Raw genomic sequence first — 19,656 nt, forward strand, 5'->3', positions numbered from 1 at the left:
GGCGTGATGGCCGCCGCCTCGCGAAAAGTCCTGCTGTTGGTCGATTTCATCAACCCGCTGCAATTCGACGGTGCGGAGGAGCTCGCGCCGGCGGCGATCGAGGCCGCGACCGCCGCCGCCGCGCTGAAGCGGCGCTACCGCCGCGACGGCTTCTGCACGCTCTACGTCAACGACAACTTCGGCCAATGGCGCTCGGACTTCCACACGCTGCTGCGCGAATGCCGGCGCGGCGGCGGCGCGGCCGCGAAGCTGGCGCGCCTGCTGGCGCCGGACGAAGAGGACCTGATGGTGCTCAAGCCGCGGCATTCCGGCTTCCACGCCACGCCGCTGGAACTGCTGCTGGCGCAGCTGGGCGCGCGCGAACTCGCCATCACCGGCCTGGCGACCGACTACTGCGTCCAGTGCACGGCGATGGATGCCTACGTGCGTGGCTACCGCGTCTGGGTGCCGGCCGACTGCACGGCTGCTGAAAGCCCGGAGCGCAAGCACGCGGCGCTCGACTGGATCCGCCAGGCGCTGAAGGCCAGCATCGCGCCGTCGACGCGGCGCGCGTGAGTCGGCGCGCCGCTGATCCGCCTGCCACTCGTTTCGGTGGGCGGCCTCACGACACCAGTCGGACCTGACCGGAAGTCCACCAGCCGGAGTCATGGCCGCCCGGCGCTGCCGGTCCGAGGATGAAGACCTCCGCATCGCCCCCATGGCAGGTCTGAAGCACCTTGCCGGACAGGGCCCCGGAGAACTTCGAACCGTTCCTCAACTCATCAAGGTGAACAAATGCAAGAACTGACTCAAGCGGAGATCGATCAAGTGCACGGCGGCGTCGGCCCCGTGGGCGCGGCCATTGGCGCGGTCATCGGTGGCGTGGGTGCCGCCGCCGCGACAGCGATCACTGGCGGCAACCCGGGCGCTGTCATCACTGCGGGCCTGTGTGGCGCGGCGACCGGCGCTGTAGCAGGCGCCAGCGGGATCGGTGCCATCTCCCTGGCTGTGCGGGTCTTCCACCAAGGAGTGATCGGCGCAGGTTTGACGGCGGGAGGCGGCTGGGCCTATGACCAGCTGAGCAAGCCCGTCCAGTCCAAGTGAATCGCACGGAATGCGGCGCTCAGCGGGCGCCGTGGGTGATCCTCTTCCTATCGGCGATCGCGGCCAGCCTCATCAACCAGCGGCTGACCCATCCATTCGGCGACGGCTTCTGGGCTCAAGCGGCGATGCAGGGCACGACGCAGTTGGCGATCATGGGGCTCCTCCACGGACTGCGCCGCCTGCTGCGCCGTCGCCCCGCTCGGCGCGGGAGATGCGAAGGCCACTGAACCCGCCGCCCCGTGGGCACCCCGCGCTGCCGGAACGCCGCAGGCGGGGCGCCTTGGCCGCCGGGCATTGCGCTTGCCACAAGCTCCGCATCGTCAGAGCGGGAGATGCCGGTTGCCGAAGGACCCGATCCGCCGCCCCTGGTGGGCCCAGCTTGGCCCCGGCCTGATCACCGGCGCCGCCGACGACGACCCGAGTGGCATCGCGACCTACTCGCAGGCCGGCGCGCAGTACGGCTACACCGTCGGCTGGACCATCCTGGTGACCTTTCCGCTGATGGTGGGCATCCAGCTCGCCAGCGCGCGCATCGGCCGGATCACCGGCAAGGGCCTGACCGAGAACTTCGCCAAGCTGTGCCCGCGCTGGCTGGTGATGGCGCTGGTCGGGCTGCTGGTCGTCGCCAACGTGATCAACCTCGGCGCCGACCTCAGCGCGATGGGCGACGCGATGAGCCTGGCCGTCGGCGGTCCGCCGGGCGCCTACATCGTCGCCTTCGCGCTGCTGTCGCTGCTGCTGCAGGTCCTGTTGCCCTATGAGCGCTACGTGCGGCTGCTCAAGTGGCTGACGCTGTCGCTGCTGGCCTATGTCGGCGTGGGATTCGCCGCGCAGGCGGACTGGGCGCTGGCGCTGCGCTCGCTGGTGCTGCCCGCGATGCACTGGGACCGCGAATGCACGACCATGGTCGTGGCGATCCTGGGCACGACGATCAGCCCCTATCTCTTCTTCTGGCAGGCCGGCCAGGAAGCCGAGGAGATCCGCCGCATCGACGCCGACCGCCCGCTCGCCGTCGCGCCGGAGCAGGCGAAGCGGCAGTTCCGGCGGCTGCGGACGGACACCCTGGTCGGCATGGGTTTCTCCAACCTGATCGCGTTCTTCATGATCGTGGCGACCGCCGCGGCGCTGCACGCCCGCGGCGTGAGCGACATCCAGACCACCGCCCAGGCCGCCCAGGCGCTGCGACCGGTCGCGGGCGACTTCGCCTTCGTGCTCTTCGCCGCCGGCATCGTGGGCACCGGCTTCCTGGCGCTGCCGGTGCTGGCCGGCTCGGCGGCCTACGCGGTCGCCACGCTGGCCGGCGTGCGGCGCGGGCTCGACCGCCCGCCGGGCACCGCCAAGGCCTTCTACGCCATCCTGGGCGGCGCCATGCTGCTGGGCCTGGCGCTGAGCCTGGCCGGCTTCAACCCGATCAAGGCGCTCTACTGGTCGGCGGTGATCAACGCCGTCATCTCGGTGCCGATCATGGTGACGGTGATGATCGCCGCCTCCCATCCGTCCATCGTCGGCGCGCTGCGCATGCCGCCGCTGTGGCGCACGCTGGGCTGGCTCGCCACCGCCGCGATGGCGCTGGCGACGCTCGCGATGATCGCCCTGCAGACTTCCAGCACCCTCGGGGCCGGTCGCTAGACTGCCCCGATGAGCACCCCCACCGCCCCGCTGCACGACGCCTGGACCCTGCGCCTGGACGAGGTCTGGCGCCGCGCCCCCGATCTGTCCGGCGCGCAACTGGTCGCCGAGATCGACGCGCTTGCCGCCGAGCGCCCCGCCGACGACGGTCGCGCCCTGTTCGAACGCGCCTGCGCGCGTGACACCGCCGGCCTCGAAGCGCAAGCCGAGCCGCTCTACCGCGCCGCGCTCGAGAGCGGCCAGCTCGATCCCTACCGGCGCACCCGCGCGGTGATCCAGCTGGGCAGCACCTTGCGCTGGCTCCAGCGGCTGGACGAGAGCGAGGCGCTGCTCGCCGGCGAGCTCGCCCACCACATGCAGCCCGGCCACGACCGCCCGCTGCATGACGAGGCCCGCGCGCTGCTCGCGCTCACCTATGCCGCCCAGGGCCGCGGCGCCGAGGCCGCCGGGCTCGCGCTGGCCACGCTGGCGCCGCGCCTGTCGCGCTACAACCGCTCGCTGCTGGCCTGCGCCCGGCAGCTTGCCGGCGAGGTCTGGGACGACGGCGACGCCGCGCCCACCGGTCCCGCGCCGGTCGAGCTCGTCGAGGGTCGTTTCCTGCTGCGCCCCTATCGGCCCGGCGACCTGCCGGACTTGGTCGCCGCGGTGCGTGAGTCCCACGTGTCCATCGGCCGCTGGATGGCCTGGGCCCACGCGGACTTCTCCACCAGCGACGGCGCCGCATGGCTGGACCATTGCGCGCGCGGCTGGCAGTCGGGCACCGCCTTCGAGTTCGGCATCTTCGACCGCGACACCGGCGCCTTCATCGGCGCCGGCGGGCTCAACTCGCTGCATCCGGTGCATCCGTTCTGCAACCTCGGCTACTGGGTGCGCAGCGCCTGCCAGGGCCAGGGCGCGGCCTCGGCCGCGGTGCGGGCGCTCAGCCGCCATGCCTTCGAGCGCCTGAAGCTCGCCCGCGTGGAGATCGTCGTGGCCGACGGCAACGCGGCCAGCCTGGCGGTCGCGCGCCGCTGCGGCGCCCATTACGAGGGCCTGCTGCGCCAGCGCATCCGCGGCACCGACGGCTCGGCGTGGGACGCGCACATGTTTTCGCTGACGGCGGCGTGATACCTTCGTCCGGATGAGCACGCATCTCCCCGACGACACCACCACCCCGATCCAGGAACCCCGCCTGTGGCGCGACGAGCGCTGGACCGCGCAGGTGATCAAGAACGAAGACGACGAAGGCTGGGCCGTGGCGATGACGCTGGCCGGCGAGTCCGAACCCGCGCTGGTCGGCCCCTGGACCATGGGCCGCGACAAGAAGAACCCCAAGCCGCTGGACGCGGCGGCCTTCCACACGCTGGTGAAGGCCGCCTCCGAGGTCCTGCGCCGCCATGAGCAGCAGCTGCATGCCCAGCTGCACAAGAGCCTCAAGCTGGACACCGGGTCCGGACGGCTGCACATCCTGCTGGACATCGTCCCGGACGAGGACAACCCCTATGCGCTGCTGAGCGCCCGCGACGAGCAGGACGAGCTGGTCGCCCAGGTGCGCGTGGCGGCCAACTTCCGCCTGACCGAGGCGAGCGCCGCCGCCTGGGTCGAGAACGACTTCCTCAAGCCCTGAAGCGCTGGCCCTGGCGCTGGCGCGCCACGGCGCCGCTCCGATCGCGACCTTCCCTGCCGTGACCACCTTCCTGGACTTCGACCTGCTGCGCAGCCTGCTGGCCGTGGCCGAGACCGGCTCGCTGGGCAAGGCCGGCTCGCGGGTGGGCCGGACGCAGTCCGCGATCAGCATGCAGATGCAGCGGCTGGAGGAGGTCGCCGGCCAGCCGCTGCTGCACCGGGGGGCGCGCGGCGTGACGCTGACGGCCGCCGGCGAGCGCCTGGTGGTCCACGCCGGCGAGCTGCTGCGCCGGCACGACGAGGCGCTGGCCGAGCTGCGCGGCGCGCGCATGTCCGGCGTGCTGCGCTTCTGCTGCCCGGAGGACTACGCGGTCGCCCTGCTGCCGCACCTGCTGCAGGGTTTCGCGAGCCTGCATCCGCAGGTGCAGATGGAGGTCGTGTGCGCGCCCACGCCGCGCCTGCTGGAGCTGCTGGCGCGACATGCCGCCGACCTTGCGCTGGTGTCGATCCAGGACGGCGCCGAGGGCGTCGGTGGCGAGGTCATCCGACGCGAGCCGCTGGTCTGGGTGGCGCGGCGCGGCGCCGCGGTGGCCGGCCTGACGCCGCTGCCGCTGGCCCTGGGCGCGCCCGACGCGCTGGACCATGTGCTGGCGAAGCGCGCGCTGGAGGCGCAGGGCCGGGCGTTCCGGATCGCGCATGCGAGCAGCAGCCTGGCCGGGCTCGTCGGCATGGCGCGCTCGGGACAGGCGGTGACGGTGCTGACCCGCACCGCCGTGCCCGACGACCTGGAGATCCTCGACGAGTCCCATGGCCTGCCGCCGTTGCCCGCGGTCGCGCTGACGCTGGCCTTCGACCGGGAGCGGCCGACGCCGCTGACCGCCGCGTTCGCGGCGCACGTGCGGAAGTTCCTGCCCACCGCCTGACCCACGCGCCGTTCGTCGCCGGGCCGGGTCGCCGCTCCCCTGCGCCGCTGATGGGTCGCATCAAAACAATTGGCTTCCGTGGCGACGGCCCGCTCCGTACGCTCGCCGGGTTCATCGTTGATGGGAGGACCCGATGTCACGCAATGCCGACCCGAGCTTCTGGGCGCGTTCACGCCAGCACCTGATCCGTTACGGCGGCAGCTTCGAGCCGCTGATCATCGAGCGCGCCCGCGGCAGCTTCGTCTACGACGCCGACGGCCGCGCGATCCTGGACTTCACTTCCGGCCAGATGAGCGCGCTGCTCGGCCACGGGCACGCGGAGATCGCCACGGTCATCGCCGAGCATGCCGCCGGGCTGGACCACCTCTTCAGCGGCATGCTGAGCCGCCCGGTGGTCGACCTGGCGACCCGCCTGGCGGAGGTCGCGCCGGCGGGGCTCGAGCGGGCGATGCTGCTGAGCACCGGCGCCGAATCGAACGAGGCGGCGATCAAGCTGGCCAAGCTCTACACCGGCCGCTACGAGGTGGTGGGTTTCGCGCAGTCCTGGCACGGCATGACCGGCGCGGCGGCGTCGGCGACCTACTGCGCCGGCCGCAAGGGCTACGGCCCGGCGGCGGTCGGTTCCTTCGCGATTCCCGCGCCCAATCCCTACCGGCCGCGCTTCGGCGGCCTCGGGCCCGAGGCCTGGCAGGCCGAGCTGGACTACGCCTTCGATCTGATCGACCGTCAGTCCAGCGGCAACCTGGCGGCCTTCATCGCCGAGCCGATCCTGAGCTCGGGCGGCCTGATCGACCTGCCGCCCGGCTACCTGCGCGCGCTGCAGCAGAAATGCCGCGAGCGGGAGATGCTGCTCATCGTCGACGAGGCGCAGACCGGCATCGGGCGCACCGGGACGATGTTCGCGTGCGAGCGCGACGGCGTGACGCCGGACATCCTGACGCTGTCCAAGACGCTGGGCGCGGGCATTCCGCTGGCGGCGGTGCTCACCACCGCCGAGATCGAGGAGCGCTGCCATGAGCGCGGCTTCCTCTTCTACACGACCCATGTCTCCGACCCGCTGCCGGCGGCGGTCGGCCTGAAGGTGCTGGAGATCGTGGCGCGGGACGGGCTGGTGGCGCGGGCGCGGGTCGCCGGCGCGCGGCTGGAGGCGGGCCTGCGCGCGCTGCAGCGCGAGTTCGACTGCATCGGCGACGTGCGGGGACGCGGGCTGCTGCTGGGGGTGGAGATCGTCCGCAGCCAGGCCGGCAAGGAGGCCGCGCCGGAGCTGGGCGCCGCCATCACCCGGGCCTGCATGGCGCGGGGATTGAGCATGAACATCGTGCAGCTGCCGATGATGGGCGGCGTCTTCCGCATCGCGCCGCCGCTGACGGTCAGCGATGAGGAAATCGACCTGGGCCTGTCGCTGCTCAAGCAGGCGATCGAGGCGGTGATCTGAAGCCGGCGCGGCGCGCTCTCACGGACGCGCGCTGCGCCGCTGCTCCCGCAGCATGAACAGGTAAAGCCCCTCCACTTTCTCCCGCGCCCAGGGCGTCTTGCGCAGGAACTTCAGGCTGGACTTGATGCTCGGCTCGAAGGCGAAGCACCGCAGCGGGATGCGCGCGTCCAGGCCGTCCCAGCCATAGGCCTCGACCAGCGCGGTCAGCAGCGCTTCCAGCGTCACGCCGTGCAGCGGATTGCGGGGTTGGGCGGGGGGAGTCGGGACGGGGTCGGTCATCCGGCGATTGTCGTCGCGGCGGCCTCGATCGGCAGGGTCAGCCGGCAGCCGCCACGGGGAAGCGTCCGCCGATCTCGCGCATCAGCTCGGTCGCGGTGGCGGTGAGGCCGCGCGCGACGGCGCCATCCCAGGCCGCGTCGAACGCGCCCGACGGGCCGATCGCCGTCAGCGCCAGTGCCATCTGCGCGTCGCTGTCGAAGACCGGCACGGCCAGCGCGCTCACCCCTTCGACGATGCCGCCGACGGAGCGGTGCATCGCGCGCGTGCGGATCTCCTCCAGCGTCCGAGCGAAGGCGGTCCAAGGCGGCACCTCCTGCGGCCGGTCGTGGCGGCCGACGCGGGCCAGGTCCGCGGGCCCCTTGCGGCGCGCGTCGGCCAGCATCGCCTTGATCTCGGCCTCCGGCCGGTAGGCCGCGAACAGCGGCCCCGAGGCGGTGTCCGACAGCGACACCACCGTCCCGTGCCGCATCGTCACATGCACCGCCGCGGGCGACGCGGCAGTGCGCACGATCGTCGCGCCCTGCGAGCCCCACACCGCGATGGCCGCGGTGTGGCCGATCTCCTCGGCCAGCGCGTCCAGTCGCGCCGTCGCCAGCCGGACCGGATCGATCTGCTGGATGCCGATCAACCCCATCTCCATCGCCAGCGGGCCCAGGCCGTAGTAGCCGGTCGCCGGGTCCTGCCGCATCAGCCCGAGCTTGCAGAAGCTCACCAGATAGGGATGCGCCTTGGCCGGGCTCATCCCGGCGGCCTGGGACAGCGCCTTCAGCGGCAGCGGCTGGCCGCGCGCCGCGGCAGCCTTCAGCAGCCGGCCGCCGACCTCGATGCTCTGGATGCCGCGCCGGTCCTCGCGGTCCTCGCGCTCATCTCGGTCGTCGGCAGTGTCTTCGGTGCTCATGCTTGTCTCGGTCAAGGGCGGGGCGCAGTATCCATCGCGGCCGCGCCCGCCGCGATTCAGCATTGTTGAACACATTCAGCCAACCGGCTATATTCGCGATCAACAAATCAATTCTGCTTTGCTGAATTTCGCAGGCAGACGCCAGGAGACCTCATGACCCAGCCGACCAAGCAGTTCGCCAGCCACGCCGACGTCGAGGAGAAGCAGGTCTCCTTCGTCAAGCTCAGCGACAACGCCTACGCCTACACGGCCGAGGGCGATCCCAACACCGGGATCATCATTGGCGACGACGCGGTGATGGTCATCGACACCCAGGCCACGCCGGTGATGGCGCAGGACGTCATCCGCCGCATCCGCGAGGTCACCGACAAGCCGATCAAGTACGTGGTGCTCAGCCATTACCACGCGGTCCGGGTGCTGGGCGCCTCCGCCTATGCGCCAGAGCAGGTGATCGCCAGCCGCGACACCTACGACCTCATCGTCGAGCGCGGCGAGCAGGACAAGGCCAGCGAGATCGGCCGCTTCCCGCGCCTGTTCCGCAATGTCGAATCGGTGCCCGCCGGGCTGACCTGGCCGACGATCACCTTCCAGGGCGCGATGAGCGTCTGGCTGGGCCGGCTGGAGGTGCAACTGCTGCAGCTCGGCCGCGGGCACACGAAGGGCGACACCGTCGCCTGGCTGCCGGAGCAGAAGATCCTCTTCTCCGGCGACCTGGTCGAGTTCGACGCCACGCCGTATGCCGGCGATGCGTATTTCGCGGACTGGCCGCAGACGCTGGACAACATCGCCCGGCTGGAGCCGCGGGCGCTCGTTCCGGGGCGCGGCGCGGCGCTGACGACGCCGGAGTCGGTCGCGCAGGGGCTGGCGGGGACCCGCAGCTTCATCGCCGACCTGCATGCGTCGGTGAAGGCCGGCGTGGCGGCAGGCAAGGACTTGAACGCCGTCTACAAGGACACCTTCGCGGTCATGAAGCAGAAGTACGGGCACTGGGTCATCTTTGATCACTGCATGCCCTTCGATGTGACGCGCTGCTATGACGAGGTGACGCAGTTCCGCGATCCGAGGGTCTGGACGGCGGAGCGGGATCAGGAAATGTGGAGGACCTTGGAAGGCTGATGGCCCTCACCCCCGCCCTCTCCCGCAAGCGGGAGAGGGAGTCCGACCGGCTGACTGCTGATCCAGGGAAATTCGACCGGCTGAAGGGATCTCCATGGAAGACCGGGCGGCTGGCCGCTGGGCCAGGAACACTTCGATGAATGCCAACCCGACCGTGGTGTCGCCTGAGGTCGACTACCAGCGCATCGTCTATCCGTACCGTCGCAGCGCGGACCAGGACGCGCATGCGCGCGGCGACGTGGCGCGGCATCCGGTCGTCGTCGTGGGCGCGGGGCCGGTGGGGCTGTGCGCGGCGATCGACCTCGCGCTGCAGGGTGTGCCGGTCGTGCTGCTGAACAACGACGGCCGGCTGTCGGTCGGCTCGCGCGCGCTGTGCTTCGCCAAACGGACACTGGAGATCCTCGACCGCCTGGGCTGCGGTCAGCGGCTCGTCGACAAGGGCGTCTCCTGGGGCGTGGGCCGGGTGTTCTTCCGCGACGCACAGGTCTACCAGTTCGACCTCCTGGCCGAGTCCGGCCACCAGCGCCCCGCCTTCGTCAACCTGCAGCAGTACTACGTCGAGGGCTTCCTCGTCGAGCGCGCGCTCGAACTGCCGCTGCTGGACCTGCGCTGGCACCACGGCGTCATCGGCGTCGAGCCGCGCAACGACCACGTCGCGTTGACCCTCGAGACGCCGGACGGCCCCTACACGCTGCTGGCCGATCATGTCGTCGCCTGTGACGGCGCGCGCTCGACGGTCCGCCGCCTGATCGGCCAGGAGAGCCACGGGCGCACCTTCCATGATCGTTTCCTCATCGCCGACGTGCGCATGAACGCGCCCTTCCCGGCCGAGCGCTGGTTCTGGTTCGACCCGCCCTTCCACCCCGGCCAGAGCGTGCTGCTGCACCGCCAGCCCGATGGTGTCTGGCGCATCGACTTCCAGCTCGGCTGGGATGCCGATCCAGAGTTGGAGAAGCGGCCCGAGCGCATCCTGCCGCGGGTGCGCACGCTGATGAGGGAGGCCTCGCGCGCCGCGGGCGGCGACGGCGCGGTGCCGGACATCGAGCTTGTCTGGGCCAGCGTCTACACCTTCGCCTGCATGCGCATGGACAGCTTCCGCCATGGCCGCATCCTTTTCGCCGGCGACGCCGCGCATGGTGTCTCGCCCTTCGGCGCGCGCGGCGCCAATTCCGGCATCCAGGACGCGGACAACCTCGCGTGGAAGCTGGCGGCCGTCGTGCAGGGCCGCGCCCCGCTCGCGCTGCTCGACGGCTACGCCCGCGAGCGTGAACTCGCGGCGGACGAGAACCTCCTGCACTCCACGCGCTCCACCGACTTCATCACGCCCAAGAGCGAGATCAGCCGCGTCTTCCGCGACGCCACGCTGACCTTGGCCAAGGATTTCGACTTCGCCCGCCGCCTGGTCAACAGCGGCCGCCTGTCGGTGCCAACGACGCAATACGGCCAACCCGCACCAGACGCACCGATCCGCATCGATGGCCATGACGACTGGCTGCTGCGCCAGATGCGTCCGGGCCGCTTCACCGCCCTGGTCTTCGACACCCCGCCCCCCACGAAGGGCGGACAGCGAGTCTCACTGGGGCCGGAATGGGGCTTGGGGGTCCAGGAGGGATCCCCCATGCCCCGTGGAGAGCCCGCGCCTGGCCTCCCGCAGGTCGACGTGGCAGTCCGCCCACTGCCGGACCTGCCCCACCTCCCGCACGAGGACGTGCCTGTGCTCCTGCGCATCAACGACGCGTCCGACCCTCACGGCCTGGTCCGCGCTCGCTACGACGCCGAGCCGGGCCTTGTGGTGCTGCTGCGTCCGGACCAGCACGTCTGCGCCCGTCTCCACCACCCGACCGCGGCCGAACTCCAATCGGCCCTGCGCCGTGCGCTGGCGCAGGATGCCGCCCTCGAGGAGACGCCCGCATGCCGCTGATCACCTCGCCCAATTTCGACGCCGGCGACGACTTCTACGAAGCCTTGCTCGCCGCGCATCAAGGCCTCGAACCCGCGCAGAGCCACGCCTTCAACGCGCGGCTGATCCTGCTGCTTGCCAACCACATCGGCCGTCAGGACGTGCTGCTTGAAGCGCTGTCCGCGGCCGCCCGTTCCACTTCCAGCGATGCCCCGCCCGCTGGCTTCGCTTCCCACGAGGACCCGCATGAACGCACCTGAGCCCCTTCGCGCGACCGAGCCCGGCGCCGCCGCGCCGAACGCGCCCCGCTACCAGAGCGGCTTCGGCAACCAGTTCGAGACCGAGGCGATCCCCGGCGCCCTGCCGCGCGGCCGCAACAGCCCGCAGCGCGCGCCGATGGATCTCTACCCGGAGCTGCTCTCGGGCAGCGCCTTCACCGCGCCCCGGGTCGAGAACCGCCGCACCTGGTTGTACCGCCGGCAGCCGTCGGTGGTGACCGGCGCCTTCCATGCCTATGAGCAGCCGTTCTGGACCAGCGGCGCCGCCGGCGGTGTCGCGGCGCCGCCCGACCCGCTGCGCTGGCATCCGTTCCCGATGCCGGACGATCAGCCGGGCGCGACCGGCGTCGACTTCATCGACAGCCTCAAGACCATCGTCAGCAACGGCGACCCCGATGCGCAGACCGGCATGGCCGCGCTGATCTACGCCTTCAACCGTCCGATGATGCGCCGCGCGCTGATGAATGCCGACGGCGAGATGCTGATCGTCCCGCAGCAGGGCGGGCTGCGGCTCACGACGGAGATGGGCGTGCTGGACGTCGTGCCCGGCGAGATCGCGCTGATCCCGCGCGGCGTGACCTTCCGGGTCGAGGCGCACGACGGCGCGGCCCGCGGGTATGTCTGCGAGAACTACGGCGCCGCGTTCCGGCTGCCGGAGCTCGGCCCGATCGGCTCCAACGGCCTGGCCAATCCGCGCGACTTCCTCGCGCCCGTGGCCGCGCACGAGCCCGATGGTGCGCCTTACGAGGTCATCCGCAAGACCGGCGGCGCGCTGTGGCGCAACGCGCAGGCGGTGACGCCGTTCAACGTGGTCGCCTGGCACGGCAACCTGACGCCGCTGAAGTACGACACCGCGCACTTCATGACGATCGGCTCGATCAGTTTCGACCATCCCGATCCGTCGATCTTCACCGTGCTGACCTCGCCCAGCGACACGCCCGGCACCGCCAACTGCGACTTCGTGATTTTTCCGCCGCGCTGGCTGGTGCAGGAGGACACCTTCCGTCCGCCCTGGTACCACCGCAACGTGATGAGCGAGTTCATGGGCCTCATCCACGGCCAGTACGACGCCAAGCCCGAGGGCTTCCGCCCCGGTGGCGCCAGCCTGCACAACTGCCTGGTGCCGCACGGCCCCGATGCTGACGCCTTCGAAGCGGCGAGCACGCGGACGCTCACGCCGCAGAAGCTCGATCACACGCTGGCCTTCATGTTCGAGAGCCGCTGGCGCTTCCGCCCGTCCGAATGGGCGCTGCGTGGTGGCGCGCTCGACGCGGACTATGCCGCCTGCTGGGGCGGGCTGAAGGACAAGTTCAAGCCGGCGTGAGCGTCGCCGCTCGCGCTCCGAGAGCTCCCAAGCACACGAACAACGAAAGACCTGATCCGATGACCGACCTCGACCACACCCACGATCCGGCGCTGCGCAGCTGGGTCGCGTCCGCGAATGCCGCGGACACCGACTTCCCGATCCAGAACCTGCCGCTGGGCATGGCCCGCGCCGCCGGCTCGACTGGCGCCTTCCGTCCGGTGACGGCGATCGGCGACCAGGTGCTGGACCTGATCGCCGCGGCCGAGCTGGGCGCGCTGTCGGACGCGCTTGGCGCGGTCCTGCGCACCTGCGAGGGCCACGGCCTGAATCTGCTGATGGCGATCGGCCCCGGCCTGCGCCGGCAGCTGCGGCATGAGCTCGTCGCGGCGCTCCAGGACGACGCGGGACCGAAGCAAGCCGCCCAGCTGGCGCCGGCGCTCAAGCCGATGAGCGAGGTCGAGATGACGCTGCCCTGCCGCATCGGCGACTACACCGACTTCTACGCCGGCATCCATCATGCGACGGCCGTGGGTAAGCTCTTCCGCCCCGACAACCCGCTGCTGCCCAACTACAAGTGGGTGCCGATCGGGTACCACGGGCGCGTGTCGTCGATCGGCGTCAGCGGGCAGACCTTCCGCCGCCCGCTGGGCCAGACCAAGGCGCCCGAGGCCGAAGCGCCGGGCTTCGGGCCGGTCAAGCGGCTGGACTATGAGCTGGAGGTCGGCGCGCTGGTGGCCACCGGCAACGAGCCGGGCCGTCCGGTCCCGATCGACGAGGCGGAGCAGCACCTGTTCGGCCTGGTGCTGCTGAACGACTGGTCCGCCCGGGACCTGCAGGCCTGGGAATACCAGCCGCTGGGTCCGTTCCTGGCAAAGAGCTTCGCCACGACGATCTCGCCGTGGGTGATCACGATGGAGGCGCTGGCGCCGTTCCGGCGCGCCTTCACGCGGCCCGACGGCGATCCGCGGCCGCTGCCCTATCTGGACGGCGCCGCCAACCGCGAGCGCGGCGCCATCGGCGTCCGTCTGGAGGTCCACCTGCAGACGCGCGCGATGCGCGACGCGGGCCAGGCACCCGCGAAGCTGATGGCCTCGGACTTCGCCGATGCCTACTGGACGGTCGCGCAGATGCTGACGCACCACGCGAGCAACGGCTGCAACCTGCAGCCGGGCGATCTCTTCGGCTCGGGGACGATGTCCGGTCCCGCGGCCGACCAGGGCGGCTCGTTGCTGGAACTCACCCAGGGCGGCAAGCAGGCGATCACGCTGCCCGGCGGCGAGCAGCGCACCTTCCTGCAGGACGGCGACAGCGTGGCGCTGGTCGGCCGCTGCGAGGCGCCAGGGCGGCGCGCGATCGGCTTCGGGCCGTGCGTGGGCACGGTGATGCCGGCGGTGGCCTGAAGGGTCGCCGGGTCGCCGGGCCGCCGAACCGCTCGCGCAGCGTCTCAGGGCATGGCGCGCGCGAGCGCCTGCCCCGCCGCCCGCACCGCCTGCACGATCTGCTCGACCTCGACGCAGCCGTAGCCCATGCACAGCCCGTGCACCGAGGGCTTGCCCAGCGCGTACGCGGACAGCGGCAGGACGCCCGGCATGTGCTGCTGGACCGTGTCCAGCAGCACCGGCATCGCCGCCGGCCGGCGGGCCCGCACGCTCAGGTGCAGGCCGGCCGCGCCGGGCAGCACCTCCACCCAGCGGCCCAGCGCCGCGTCCAGACCCTTGACCAGCGCTTCGCGGCGTTGCCGGTAGATCGGCCGCATGCGGCGGATGTGGCGCGCCAGATGCCCGTCCGCGATGAAGGCGGCCAGCGTCGCCTGGGTCACCGCGTCGCCGTGTGAATCGCTCGTGCGCCGGATGTCCACCAGGGCATCGCGCGCCCAGGGCGGCGTCACCACGAAACCCTTGCGCAGCGACGGGAACAGGCTCTTCGAGAACGTGCCGACGTAGAAGACCCGCCCCTCGCGATCGAGCGTCTGCAGCGCGTCCTGCGCATGGGGCTCGAACTGGAACTCGCCGTCGTAGTCGTCCTCCACGATCACCGCGCCGAGCTCGCGCGCGCGGGCCAGCAGCGCCTGGCGCCGCGCCGCGGACATCACCGCGCCGGTGGGCATCTGGTGCGACGGCGTCACGCAGATCACCTTCACGCCGTCGGGCAGGCGGTCCACGCGCAGACCCTCCGCATCGACCGGCACTCCGACCAGCCGTGCGCCGGCCGCGGCGAAGGCCGCGCGTGCCGGCATGTAGCCGGGGTTCTCGAGCGCCACCATCGTGCGCCCCGGCGTCACGAGCAGGCGGGCCAGCAGGTCGAAGGCCTGCTGCGCGCCGGAGGTGATGAGCAGGTCTCCGGGCTCGCAGACCACCGCGCGGACGAAGGCCACATGGCCGGCGATCGCCTCGCGCAACGCCGGCAACCCTTCCGCCGGCCCGTACAGGAAGGACGATCGAGCCAGGGTCCGCAGTGCCCGCGCCGTCAGTCGTCGCCAGGTGTCGTGCTCGAAGCCGCGGTCCTCGGGGACGCCGGTGCGGAACGAGCGCGCCGGCAGCGGCCGCGCGTGCGCGATGCGCGGCGCGGGCTGCCGCCAGGCGGGCGCGATGCGGACGTCCTCCGCGCGGCTCGCCGTCGACACCCCGCCCCGTGCCGCCGCGCGTCGCGCCGGCTCGGCGGGCGCGATGACCCGCGGTCGCGCGCCGGCGCGCGCCTGGGCGTGGCCTTCCGCCACCAGCAGGTCGTAGGCGGCGACCACCGTGTTGCGGCCGACGCCCAGCACCTCGGCCAGGCGCCGCGTGGACGGCAGCGCGAAGCCCGCCGGCAGTTGCCGCTCCAGGATCGCCGCCCGCAGCTGGCGATGCAGCGAGCGGGTCAGCCCGCCGTTGCGGACGTCGTCCAGGTCCAGTTCAAAGGGCAGAACTGGTTCCATGAGATTGGTCGAAACTGGCGCTTTCATCGGGCCAGCGTATCCGTAGAGTACCGACTCATGCAACACCACCTCTGCGACACCTGCGGCACGCAATTCGCGCTCAGCGACGCGCCGCCACGCGCTTGCCCGATCTGCCAGGACGACCGTCAGTACGTCGGCTGGAGCGGCCAGCACTGGACCACCCATGAGGCGCTGGCCGCGCGCTTCAAGCTGCGCATCGGCGAGGACGACGGCCTGCTGGCCTTCGCGGTGGCGGGCGGCTTCGCCATCCCGCAGCGCGTGCTGCTGCTGCCCACCGAAGCCGGCAATGTCCTGTGGGAATCGCTGAGCCTGGTCACCGACGAGGCCGTCGCCGCGCTGCGCGAACGCGGCGGCGTCGACCGGATCGTGATCTCGCATCCCCACTTCTATTCGTCGATGGTGCAGTGGAGCGAGGCCCTGGGCGGCGTGCCCATCCTGCTGCATCACAACGACCGCGCCTGGGTGCAACGGCCCGCGCGCTGCATCGAGCACTGGCAGGGCGACCGGCTGAGCCTGGGCGCCGGCGTCACGCTGGTGCGCACCGGCGGCCACTTCCCCGGCAGCACGGCGCTGCACTGGGCCACCGGGCCGCGCGGCGGCGGCGCGCTGTTCGTCGGCGATTCGCCGCAGGTCGCATCGAACCGGCGCAGCGTCAGCTTCCTGTACAGCTCGCCGAACTTCGTGCCGCTCGGGCCGCGCGAGGTGATGGCGATGCGCGAGCGCCTCGCCGGCCTGGCCTATGACGATGTGTATGGCTACAGCTGGGGGCGCAACATCATCGGCGGCGCGCAAGCCGCGGTGGAGGCCTCGTTCGACCGCCACCTGCAGATCATGACCACCGCCTGAACCTGCCTGAAATCTGCCTGAACCGAAGAAGGAGCCTCCATGCCACTCGTCCGCATCTCCCTGCTCAAGGGCAAGTCCCGCGAGCATGTGCGCGCGATCGCCGACAGCGTCCACCAGGGCCTGATCGACGCCTACAAGATCCCGCCCGACGACCGCTTCCAGTTGATCCATCAGCATGATCCGGAAGACTTCATCTTCGATGCCGGCTACCTCGGCATCCATCGCAGCAGCGACGTGGTGTTCATCCACCTGGTGGCCGGCAACTGGCGCGACACGGCGCAGAAGCAGGCGCTCTACCAGGCCATCGCCGACCGGCTGGCCATCAGCCCCGGCCTGCGGCGCGAGGACGTGCAGATCGTGCTGAGTTCCAACCAGCGCGACGAGTGGTCCTTCGGCAACGGCGTGGCCTCCTACGTGAAGGCGGACGGCAGCGGTCCATGAGCGGCGAGCCCGCCGCCATTTCGTTTCCCTGGCGGCACGGATGTAAGCCCTTGTGATCAGCGGGCGGCCAGATGCAAGCAAACGCGCGCTGAGCGCGCGCCGGGACCGGAGGTTGCCGCGTCCAGCGCATGTTTTCTCCTCTGAAAGGACCCGACATGCCGCCGACGCGACTCCTTGCCATCGCCTGCCTCGCCGCCGCGCCGCTGCTTTCCTTCGCCCAGGTCACCGTCAAGAACGACGGCCAGTGGCGCGCCCTGTTCACCGCCGGCGCGAGCGTCTCCTCCGGCAACAGCGACTCGACCACCGTCAATCTGAGCGGCGAAGCCGTCAAGGCGAGCACCACCGACAAGCTCTCGCTCAACGGCCGCGCGATGTACCTCAAGGACGACGATTCGGACTCCGAGCAGCGCTACGCCTTCGGCGCGCATTACCAGCGCGATCTCACCGATCGCATCTTCGGTTTCGGCCAGTTCGACGCGCTCAAGGATGAGCCGGCCAACCTGTCCTCGCGGCTGTCGGTGGGCGGCGGCGCCGGTTACCACCTGATCAAGCGCGACGACCTGACCTGGGATGTCTCCGGCGGTCTCGGCTACACGCACGAGCGCTACGTCGCGCCCGCCATCGTCGACGGCGTCACCCGCAGCCGCTACGGCAACCTCGAGGTGCTGCTGGCCGAGGAGTCCAACCACAAGGTCTCCGACAACACGACGCTCAAGCAGCGACTCGCCTACCTGCCCGACCTGCGCAACAGCGGCGAGTACCGCGCGACCTTCGACGGCGGCCTCTCGGTCGCGATGACCAAACGCCTGAGCTTGACCGCCACCGTCCAGCACCGCTACGACAGCAATCCCGGCGAAGGCCTCAAGAAGAACGACACGCTGTTCATCACCGGCGTGTCGTTCAGGATCGACTGAGCCCGGCGCTCAGCGTTCCATCTGGCGCGGGCCGGGTTCGCCGCGACCGCGCGGCGGTTCCGCACGCGGCGCCGGCGTTGGTGCCGGACGGGATGGCTCGGCGCGCGGTGCCGGCGCAGGCGCAGGCGATGCCGGGCGGGGGGCCTCCATGCGCGGTTGCGGCTGCGGCATCGGACGCGGCGCTTCCACGCGAGGCTGTTCCATCCGCAGCTGCGGACGCTCGAAGCGAGGCTGCTCGGCGCGCGGCGGCTCGAAGCGCGGGGACTCCACGCGCGGTTGCTCGATCCGCGCCGGCGGCGCCACGCGCACCGGATCCTGGCGTTCGGGCCCTTGCCAGTCGCGGCCACGGTGGCCCCAGTCGCCCCGGCCATTGCCGCGATCGTTACCACGATCGTTGCCATGGTCGTTGCGCTCGGCGCCGTCCTGGCCGCGCGGACGCCACGGATCCCGGTCACCTTCACGTCGCTCGGATGGACGCTGGACGTCCGGACCACGCTGCGGCACCACCGTCTGTGCCGCCGGTGACGGCGCGGCCGTGGGCAGCTGGGGTCGGACGGTGGCCGCGTCGGGCTCCGGTCGGATCACGCCGCGCACTGGCCGGCTGTCGCCGGGGCGTGCGTCGCCGATGTTGTCCGGACGGCCATCGCCATTGCGGTCGAGGTAAGGCCGACCTTCGCGGCCATCGGGGCGACCGTCTCGGTCGCGGTCGATGAACGGCCGGCCGTCCGGGCGGCTGTCGGCCTGCCCACCTGGGCGCGGCGGCCAGGAGCGCTGCGGCTGCAGCGCCGTGGCCGGCAGCGGCGCGGCCACGGGCCGTTGCGTGAACAGGGCGCCATGCTCGCGTTCATGGCGGTAGTACGGCGGGCGTTCGCCCGGCCGGACGACGGTCGCGGGATTCGGCCCCGGATTGACCCGGCGCCAATAGGCCTGGCTGTAGCGGTAGGACGGCGTCCACGCCTCGCGCGGCGCCAGCGGCACCCAGCCACCGTAGCGCGGCGGCGGCGGACGACGTCCGCCCCCGACGACCACGCCGACCGAGATCCCCGGCCCCACCCAGCCCACCAGCGCCGGCGCGTAGGCCGGCCGGCGCACGTAGGGCCCCGGCACCCAGCACCAGCGGTCGCGCCAGTAGGCCCAGCGGCCGTAGTGGAAGGGCGCGAAGCCCCAGGGCATGTCGTCGACCCAGGTGTAGCCCCAGCGCGCGCTCCACACCCAGCGGCCGTAGCGGTACGGCGCCCAGTCGGCCACCACCACCGTCGGCACCCACACCGCGCCGTAGTCGGGGCTCTGCTCCCAGGCGCCGTAGCGCGCCAGGTCCTCGGCGCCGGTCATCTCGGGCGAGACATAGGGCACGGGCGTGCCGCTGCCCACCAGCGGCTGCGCGCCGAGGTCACGGTTGTCCTCGAGGATCAGCCGCGCGAAACCATCCTGCTGCAGCGGCTGGCGCTCGGTGCGCGGGCCGTTGTCCCACCAGAACTCCGCCTGCTCGTTCGTGCCGAGCCAGACCGGCTGCGCGTCGGTCGCGCGCGAGTCGAAGCGCAGCTTGCCCTGCCAGGCCTGCGCCTCGCTGCCGCGGTCCAGCTGCGAGACGCGGTACAGGCCCTCGCGCTCGAAGCCGAAGCGGCCCTCCAGCGTGCGCAGCGTCCATTCATCCGCCGACTCCTGGCCGCGCACGCGCAGCCCCACGCCGCCCTTGACGATCTGCACCGCGATGCGGGAATCGGCGAGCGCGTTGAACTCGATCTCGCTGCGCTGGTCCATCCACAGCGTCGCCGTCCCGATCGTCACCGTGGCGCCGCTGCCGTCGTCGGCGCGCAGGCGATCGCCCTCGCCGACGGTCTGGTTGCGGTGCATCTGCACCCATTCGCGCTCTTCGGCGTCGTACAGCCAGACGGTGCCGGTCATCTCGGCCAGTCGTCCGGCGCGGGACGGAGCATCCGCCCAGGCCGGCCCATGCGCCAGCGCCGCGGCCAGCGTGAGCAGCAGCATCGCCAGGGTCATCAGCCAACGCGCCCTCGGCACGCCGGCCGGCCATCGATTCAGGGACTCAGTCATGACCAGTAGCCTC

Annotated in this window: 20 protein-coding genes; 16 read left to right on the forward strand and 4 right to left on the reverse strand. The window is 71.5% G+C overall.

Annotation, left to right across the window (positions count from 1 at the left end; translation table 11 throughout):
- The first annotated feature begins 36 nt into the window (after positions 1-36).
- From FHT38_RS15530 to FHT38_RS15565, 8 genes are all read left to right on the forward strand, one after another.
- Complete coding sequence (locus FHT38_RS15530) at positions 37-555, forward strand: cysteine hydrolase family protein (RefSeq protein WP_255488702.1); 519 nt, start codon at positions 37-39, stop codon at positions 553-555.
- Positions 556-774: 219 nt separating this feature from the next.
- The gene (locus tag FHT38_RS15535) at positions 775-1,083 is read left to right on the forward strand and encodes a class IIb bacteriocin, lactobin A/cerein 7B family (RefSeq protein ID WP_183492299.1); all 309 of its coding nucleotides are present in this window, start codon (positions 775-777) and stop codon (positions 1,081-1,083) included.
- A gap of 35 nt (positions 1,084-1,118) precedes the next feature.
- Positions 1,119-1,310, forward strand: a complete 192-nt coding sequence (locus tag FHT38_RS15540) for a hypothetical protein (RefSeq protein WP_183492300.1) — start codon at positions 1,119-1,121, stop codon at positions 1,308-1,310.
- 112 nt (positions 1,311-1,422) lie between these two features.
- On the forward strand, positions 1,423-2,712 hold the full coding sequence (locus FHT38_RS15545; RefSeq protein WP_183492301.1) for an NRAMP family divalent metal transporter: 1,290 nt from the start codon (positions 1,423-1,425) through the stop codon (positions 2,710-2,712).
- 9 nt (positions 2,713-2,721) lie between these two features.
- Positions 2,722-3,819, forward strand: coding sequence for a tetratricopeptide repeat protein (locus tag FHT38_RS15550; protein WP_183492302.1), 1,098 nt, complete (start codon positions 2,722-2,724; stop codon positions 3,817-3,819).
- A gap of 13 nt (positions 3,820-3,832) precedes the next feature.
- A complete protein-coding gene (locus tag FHT38_RS15555) occupies positions 3,833-4,318 on the forward strand; it encodes a hypothetical protein (protein ID WP_183492303.1) in 486 nt (161 codons plus the stop codon).
- 58 nt (positions 4,319-4,376) lie between these two features.
- Entirely contained in the window at positions 4,377-5,240 is an 864-nt protein-coding gene (locus FHT38_RS15560) for a LysR family transcriptional regulator (RefSeq protein WP_183492304.1), read from the forward strand.
- Between the two features lie 133 nt (positions 5,241-5,373).
- Positions 5,374-6,675: an aspartate aminotransferase family protein gene (locus tag FHT38_RS15565; protein ID WP_183492305.1), complete on the forward strand. Its 1,302-nt coding sequence runs from the start codon at positions 5,374-5,376 to the stop codon at positions 6,673-6,675.
- An 18-nt stretch (positions 6,676-6,693) separates the two neighbouring features.
- Here the strand turns inward: FHT38_RS15565 and FHT38_RS15570 are convergent, their stop codons facing one another.
- A complete protein-coding gene (locus FHT38_RS15570) occupies positions 6,694-6,954 on the reverse strand; it encodes a VF530 family DNA-binding protein (RefSeq protein WP_183492306.1) in 261 nt (86 codons plus the stop codon).
- Positions 6,955-6,991: 37 nt separating this feature from the next.
- The gene (locus FHT38_RS15575) at positions 6,992-7,852 is read right to left on the reverse strand and encodes an IclR family transcriptional regulator (protein WP_183492307.1); all 861 of its coding nucleotides are present in this window, start codon (positions 7,850-7,852) and stop codon (positions 6,992-6,994) included.
- A gap of 153 nt (positions 7,853-8,005) precedes the next feature.
- Between FHT38_RS15575 and FHT38_RS15580 the strand changes: the two genes are divergently transcribed.
- The 5 genes from FHT38_RS15580 (at position 8,006) to fahA (ending at position 13,852) form a co-directional block, all read left to right on the forward strand.
- Positions 8,006-8,968, forward strand: a complete 963-nt coding sequence (locus tag FHT38_RS15580) for an MBL fold metallo-hydrolase (RefSeq protein ID WP_183492308.1) — start codon at positions 8,006-8,008, stop codon at positions 8,966-8,968.
- Positions 8,969-9,104: 136 nt separating this feature from the next.
- The gene (locus tag FHT38_RS15585; protein ID WP_183492309.1) at positions 9,105-10,889 is read left to right on the forward strand and encodes an FAD-dependent oxidoreductase; all 1,785 of its coding nucleotides are present in this window, start codon (positions 9,105-9,107) and stop codon (positions 10,887-10,889) included.
- A complete protein-coding gene (locus FHT38_RS15590; RefSeq protein WP_147240344.1) occupies positions 10,880-11,128 on the forward strand; it encodes a DUF2783 domain-containing protein in 249 nt (82 codons plus the stop codon). Before FHT38_RS15585 ends, FHT38_RS15590 begins: the two co-directional genes overlap by 10 nt.
- Positions 11,115-12,470, forward strand: coding sequence for a homogentisate 1,2-dioxygenase (hmgA, locus tag FHT38_RS15595; RefSeq protein ID WP_183492310.1), 1,356 nt, complete (start codon positions 11,115-11,117; stop codon positions 12,468-12,470). Before FHT38_RS15590 ends, hmgA begins: the two co-directional genes overlap by 14 nt.
- A 59-nt stretch (positions 12,471-12,529) precedes the next feature.
- On the forward strand, positions 12,530-13,852 hold the full coding sequence (gene fahA / locus FHT38_RS15600) for a fumarylacetoacetase (RefSeq protein WP_183492311.1): 1,323 nt from the start codon (positions 12,530-12,532) through the stop codon (positions 13,850-13,852).
- Positions 13,853-13,896: 44 nt separating this feature from the next.
- On the opposite strand, the gene FHT38_RS15605 is transcribed toward fahA, so the two are convergent.
- Positions 13,897-15,366, reverse strand: a complete 1,470-nt coding sequence (locus FHT38_RS15605) for a PLP-dependent aminotransferase family protein (RefSeq protein ID WP_183492312.1) — start codon at positions 15,364-15,366, stop codon at positions 13,897-13,899.
- Positions 15,367-15,423: 57 nt separating this feature from the next.
- Here FHT38_RS15605 and FHT38_RS15610 point away from each other — a divergent pair, with 57 nt between their 5' ends.
- The 3 genes from FHT38_RS15610 to FHT38_RS15620 all read left to right on the forward strand — a co-directional run bounded on the left by FHT38_RS15610 (position 15,424) and on the right by FHT38_RS15620 (position 17,588).
- Positions 15,424-16,233, forward strand: coding sequence for an MBL fold metallo-hydrolase (locus FHT38_RS15610; protein ID WP_183492313.1), 810 nt, complete (start codon positions 15,424-15,426; stop codon positions 16,231-16,233).
- A 39-nt stretch (positions 16,234-16,272) separates the two neighbouring features.
- Positions 16,273-16,674, forward strand: coding sequence for a tautomerase family protein (locus FHT38_RS15615; protein WP_183481011.1), 402 nt, complete (start codon positions 16,273-16,275; stop codon positions 16,672-16,674).
- A gap of 155 nt (positions 16,675-16,829) precedes the next feature.
- Complete coding sequence (locus tag FHT38_RS15620; protein WP_183492314.1) at positions 16,830-17,588, forward strand: YdiY family protein; 759 nt, start codon at positions 16,830-16,832, stop codon at positions 17,586-17,588.
- 9 nt (positions 17,589-17,597) lie between these two features.
- Here the strand turns inward: FHT38_RS15620 and FHT38_RS15625 are convergent, their stop codons facing one another.
- A complete protein-coding gene (locus FHT38_RS15625) occupies positions 17,598-19,643 on the reverse strand; it encodes a DUF6600 domain-containing protein (RefSeq protein ID WP_183492315.1) in 2,046 nt (681 codons plus the stop codon).
- Positions 19,644-19,656: the final 13 nt, after the last annotated feature.

It is taken from the genome of Mitsuaria sp. BK041, assembly GCF_014193085.1.
GTDB lineage: Bacteria > Pseudomonadota > Gammaproteobacteria > Burkholderiales > Burkholderiaceae_C > Roseateles.